Annotated in this window: 1 protein-coding gene; it reads left to right on the top strand. The window is 59.4% G+C overall.

The window, feature by feature from the left end; all coding sequences use genetic code 11:
• Window positions 1-160: 160 nt before the first annotated feature.
• Window positions 161-1,356 (top strand): phenylacetate--CoA ligase (locus tag Q7U95_RS02820; RefSeq protein WP_308751761.1); only part of this gene is annotated, 1,196 nt, incomplete at its 3' end.

The raw sequence follows: 1,356 nt of genomic DNA, 5'->3' as shown, positions 1-1,356 counted from the left end.
AAAGCACCTGTACGTGTCGGCAATTTCCAACGGATTCTTCTTTTTTACCAACGTGGGTCCCGCTCGGAGGATCGGCGGCTAAACCGCGTTGATCCAAAGCGAGCGAAGGGCCCCCACGAACAAGGTGGGGGCCCTTTTTTTATTTGAGGAGGGGTTTTCGATGAGGGAGAAGCAAAGCGGAGCATCAGCGGAACTGGCAAAAGTAGTCGAAAGGGTGTGGAACAGGGTTCCCCGCTACCGGGCCAGGATGGAATCAGCCGGAGTTACGCCAAATGACATAAGGGGCCTCGAGAATATTTCCTTGCTGCCCTTTACGGAAAAGAGCGACCTCAGGGACTCCTACCCCACAGGAATGCTTGCCTGCGACAGAAGCGAAGTCGTTCGCTTCCACGCATCCTCCGGGACGACGGGACGCCCCACCGTGGTTGCCTACACTCGCAACGACGTTGATCTCTGGTCGGAGTCGATGTCGAGATGCCTCTCCACTGCCGGGGTCACAAAGGACGATGTCATCCAGGTGGCCTACGGCTACGGATTGTTCACCGGCGGGCTCGGACTGCACTACGGCGGGGAGCGCCTTGGCGCTTCGGTAATACCCGCCTCGGGCGGTTTTTCTGAGAGACAGCTCCTCCTGATGAAGGACCTGGGAACGACCGTGCTGGCCTGCACCCCCTCTTACGCGCTGAAGCTTTCGGAGATGATCGAAGCCGGCGGTCTGCGGGATTCGCTATCGCTTCGCATAGGGATATTCGGCGCGGAGCCGTGGTCGGAAGGACTGAGAGGACGCCTGGAATCGGCACTGGGGATTACGGCGCTTGATGTCTACGGGCTTTCCGAGGTCATGGGCCCAGGAGTGGGCATGGAGTGTACCTGCAAGAACGGGCTTCATGTCGACGACGAATTTTTCATTACGGAGATCATCGATCCCGATACCGGCAGAGTGCTTCCAGACGGAGAAGAGGGAGAGCTTGTCCTGACGACCCTCGGCAAGGAGGCTATGCCGGTGATCCGCTACCGCACCCACGATATCACCCGCCGGATCCCGGGAAACTGCGCCTGCGGCCGCAAGGGCGCCAGGATCGCGCGGATAAAGGGACGCACCGACGACATGCTGATAATCCGTGGGGTCAACGTCTTCCCTTCGCAGGTCGAGGTCGCACTGGGACGTGTGCCCGGACTTTCGCACCACTACTACATGGAGGTTTCCGAGAAGGAGGGGCTCAAGGAGCTGACCGTGGTCCCGGAGATCAGCGAAACCGTTTCGGAGGTCGCGATGCGGAAACTGCAAATGGAGACGGTACAGGGCCTTCATTCTCTTCTGGGAGTACGGGTCAACGTACGTCTGCTCGAGCCCGG

Source organism: Candidatus Oleimmundimicrobium sp., assembly GCF_030651595.1.
Taxonomy (GTDB): domain Bacteria; phylum Actinomycetota; class Aquicultoria; order UBA3085; family Oleimmundimicrobiaceae; genus JAUSCH01.
This window is presented reverse-complemented; position numbering and strand designations above follow the sequence as displayed.